Origin of the sequence: uncultured Limnohabitans sp., from assembly GCF_937889215.1 — a bacterium.
Classification (GTDB): domain Bacteria; phylum Pseudomonadota; class Gammaproteobacteria; order Burkholderiales; family Burkholderiaceae_C; genus Limnohabitans_A.
Genome location: NZ_CALBEX010000435.1, coordinates 1 through 3,684 on the forward strand (window position 1 = coordinate 1; position 3,684 = coordinate 3,684).

Below are 3,684 nucleotides of genomic sequence, written 5' to 3' on the forward strand. Positions count from 1 at the left end.
CGTGCGGACACCAGGGGATTCGGCCGCGACTTGTTTCACCCCTTGCCCAGGACAAGTTAATGACCACGCTGCTGATCCACCGCGCCCGCTGCATAGCAACCCAAGACGATGCCAACAGTGAGCTGAATGACGCCTCGCTCTTGATCCGCGACGGCCGCATCGAACGTATCATCCCTGCCAATGAAAACACCGCCGAACTGGTCAAGCAGGTGGACGAAGTGATCGACGCCCGCCACCATGTGGTGGTGCCGGGTCTGATCAACACACACCACCACATGTATCAATCGCTCACGCGGGCGATTCCGGGCGTGCAAAACGCCGAGCTGTTCAGCTGGCTGAAGGGCCTGTACCCGATCTGGGTGGGCCTGACGCCCGAGATGGTGCGTGTCTCAGGCCAGGTGGCCATGGCAGAACTCCTGCTCAGCGGCTGCACCACCAGCAGTGACCACCTCTACATCTACCCCAACGGCGTGCGACTGGACGACAGCATCGAAGCGGCACACACCATGGGCATGCGCTTCACGGCCACACGCGGCAGCATGAGCGTGGGCGAGTCGCAAGGCGGCCTGCCGCCCGACAGCGTGGTCGAGCAAGAACCCGCCATCCTGAAAGAAACCCAGCGCCTGATTGAACGGTGGCACGACGCCAGCTTCGGCGCGATGACGCATGTGGCCGTGGCCCCCTGCTCGCCCTTCAGCGTGAGCCAGGACCTGATGCGCGAAGCGGCCAAGCTGGCCCGCGCCCACGGCGTGCGCCTGCACACCCACTTGGCCGAAAACGACCACGACATCGCGTACACCCGCGAGAAGTTCAACTGCACGCCTGCGCAATACGCCGAAGACTTGGGCTGGGTGGGCCACGACGTGTGGCACGCTCACGGTGTGAAGCTGGACGATGAAGGCACATATTTGTTTGCCCGCACGCGCACCGGCATCGCCCACTGCCCGTGCAGCAACATGCGCCTGGCCAGCGGCATCTTGCCCCTGCGCAAAATGCTGGATGCAGGCGTGCCCATTGGCCTGGGCGTGGACGGCAGCGCCAGCAACGACGCAGCGCACTTGCTGAACGAAGCCCGCCAAGCCATGCTGCTGGCGCGTGTGGGCAGAGCCATGGAGCCACCGCGCGTCGAAGACGGTTGCACCGTGTACGGTTGTGACCGAGGCCCCGCCGAGATGACGCCCCGCGACGCCCTGCGCCTGGCCACACGCGGCGGCGCCGAAGTGCTGGGCCGCGCCCACGAGCTGGGGCAAATCACCGAAGGTTATTGCGCCGACATCGCGATGTTCCGCACCGACACGCTCGGCATGGCCGGCGGCGCGGTGCACGACCCGGTGGGGGCGCTCTTGCTGTGCGCCAGTGACAACGCCGATTACACGATCGTGAATGGCCGCGTGGTGGTGCGCCTGGGTGAGATTGCCACGGTGGACATGGGGCCGTTGATCGAGCGGCACAACCAGTTGGCGATGCAGTTGGTTTTGGCGCAACATTGACCCTACACGCCATCCAAGCCATTGAGCTCCAGGACAGACTCAGGTCCAATCGGATGACAGCCGAATGAATTCAAAGGAGTGTGTCATGAGTGAGCCGGTCAGCAATCCCGAGGCGCGAGTGGCGCTATTCCAAAGCCGCGAAATCCGCCGCACGCTGCACAACGACGAATGGTGGTTCGTCATCACCGACATTGTTGCAGCGCTGACGGATGCCGCCGATCCATCGGACTACTGGAAGAAGATGCGCAGGCGTGACCCCGATTTGAGCTTGGACAGCCAAGGGGGGGACAAATTGACTCCCCCCTTGCGCTGGCATTTAAGACGGCGGGGGGACGGCAAAAACTGCAATGCTGGAACACGCAGGGCATTTTCCGTTTGATCCAGTCCATCCCCAGCCCCAAGGCCGAACCCTTCAAGCGCTGGTTGGCCAAGGTGGGCAAAGAGCGCCTTGACGAGATCGAAAACCCCGAGCTGGCCATGGGCCGTATGCAAGAGCTGTACGAGAAAAAAGGCTACCCCAAGGAGTGGATCGACAAGCGCTTACGCGGCATTGTCGTGCGCCAAGACCTGACGGATGAATGGAAAAGCAGCCTGTTCGAAAACGAATTCACCGACTGGATTGCCGCGCAGAACAACTGGGTAGATAACAAGGGCATCCCCGGAGCCGACTTGCGCCCTTGGTAAACCGCCGTGGATTGGCAATTGCAAACGCAATAACCAAGCTGAAACCATCGCACTGAAGTCACAAGTCTTTCGCCCCCAACGCCAACGCAAGCTGTCTACACTGAGGCCATGATCCAAGGCCTCGTTCAACTCTTCATCTTCCAGGCGCTTGGCGAGCTGGTCTCCAAGTTCGCCCTGCCTTTCATCCCCGGTCCGGTGCTGGGTCTGGTGTTATTACTGGCGTTTTTGGCGCTGCGCGGGCGGGTCCCGGCATCCATGGACTTGGTGGGCAGCAGCATCTTGCAGCACCTGGGGCTGCTCTTCATTCCGGCTTCGGTGGGTGTGGTGCTTTATTTGCCGGTGCTGCGGGCCAATGCCTGGGCCATCAGTGCGGCGCTGGTGATCAGCGTGCTGGCCACGGTGGCGGTGGTGGCGCTGTTGCTCAAGCTGCTCGCCCCCAAGGACTGAGACCATGAACCCCATGACACGCTCCGACCTGCCCGCCATCTCCGAGATTTGGGTTTACCTCTCAGGCAGTCCGCTGCTGGCTTTGGTGCTCACGCTCAGCGCTTACCTGATCGGCCTCACCCTATACGAGCGCAGCCAGCGCAATCCGCTGGCCAACCCGGTGTTGATTGCGGTGGTGCTGGTGTGCCTGAGCATCAGCGTGATCGACATGCCCTATGCGCAGTATTTCGAAGGCGCGCAGTTCGTTCACTTTTTGCTGGGCACGGCCACGGTGTCGCTGGCCATTCCCATCTACAAGGGGTTCTCATCACTCAAAGGGCGCATGGGCGTGTTGCTGTTGTCGCTGCTGGCGGGCGGGGTGACCTCGGTGCTCACGGCTGTGGGCGTGGCGCGCTGGCTGGGTGTGGACGAAGCGCTGGTGCGCGGTCTGGTGGCCAAGTCGGTCACCGCGCCGATTGCGATGGGCATTGCCGAACGCGTGCAGGCCTCGCCCACCCTGACCGCCATCTTTGCGGTGAGCACCGGCATTTTGGGGGCGGTGCTGGGCCGCTATGTGCTCGACGCCTTGCGCATTACGGCCTGGTGGCAGCGCGGTTTTGCTTTGGGCGTGGCCGCGCACGGCATTGGCACCTCCCGCGCTTTCAGCGTGAATGCCGAGGCCGGGGCTTATGCCAGCTTGGGCATGGGGCTGCACGGCATTGCGGGGGCGGTGATGATTCCGTACGCCGTGGGCTGGTGGTTTTAAAACCGCTCAGCCCTGAGCGGCGCTGGCGCAGCGTCGGGTGTGTGAGGGGCTTTCGCCAAAATAGTTTTTGTAGAGCACCGCAAACCGCCCCAGATGCCAAAAGCCGTGGCCCATGGCGATGTCGGTCACGCTGGCGTTTTGGGTCAGCAACGCACGCCGCGCCTTGGCCAGGCGCTGCAGGGTGATCAAGCGCTGCGGGGCCATGCCATAAGTGTGCTGAAAAGCACGCTCCAACTCCCACACGGGCACGCCCATGTCTTGGCACAGCGCGTCGATGCGCAGCGGCGCGGCGCTGTGGTCTTCGCACCAGTTTTGCAC

At 62.9% G+C, this 3,684-nt stretch carries 6 protein-coding genes; 5 read left to right on the forward strand and 1 reads right to left on the reverse strand.

All coding sequences use genetic code 11. The features are described 5' to 3' along the window. Window positions 1–59 precede the first annotated feature (59 nt). The 5 genes from Q0341_RS11080 (at window position 60) to Q0341_RS11100 (ending at window position 3,366) form a co-directional block, all read left to right on the forward strand. On the forward strand, window positions 60–1,490 hold the full coding sequence (locus Q0341_RS11080) for an 8-oxoguanine deaminase (RefSeq protein WP_299513188.1): 1,431 nt from the start codon (window positions 60–62) through the stop codon (window positions 1,488–1,490). An 85-nt stretch (window positions 1,491–1,575) separates the two neighbouring features. Next, the gene (locus Q0341_RS11085; RefSeq protein ID WP_299513190.1) at window positions 1,576–1,869 is read left to right on the forward strand and encodes a hypothetical protein; all 294 of its coding nucleotides are present in this window, start codon (window positions 1,576–1,578) and stop codon (window positions 1,867–1,869) included. After that, entirely contained in the window at window positions 1,857–2,174 is a 318-nt protein-coding gene (locus tag Q0341_RS11090) for a hypothetical protein (protein WP_299513199.1), read from the forward strand. The genes Q0341_RS11085 and Q0341_RS11090 overlap by 13 nt, the downstream gene beginning before the upstream one ends. Window positions 2,175–2,282: 108 nt before the next feature. Continuing rightward, window positions 2,283–2,621 (forward strand): CidA/LrgA family protein, encoded by a 339-nt coding sequence (locus tag Q0341_RS11095; RefSeq protein WP_299513192.1) that lies wholly within the window; start codon window positions 2,283–2,285, stop codon window positions 2,619–2,621. Window positions 2,622–2,625: 4 nt separating this feature from the next. Further along, window positions 2,626–3,366: an LrgB family protein gene (locus tag Q0341_RS11100; protein ID WP_299513194.1), complete on the forward strand. Its 741-nt coding sequence runs from the start codon at window positions 2,626–2,628 to the stop codon at window positions 3,364–3,366. A gap of 6 nt (window positions 3,367–3,372) precedes the next feature. Here Q0341_RS11100 and Q0341_RS11105 read toward each other — a convergent pair. Next, on the reverse strand, window positions 3,373–3,684 hold a 312-nt coding region (locus tag Q0341_RS11105; RefSeq protein WP_299513196.1), incomplete at its 5' end, for a helix-turn-helix transcriptional regulator.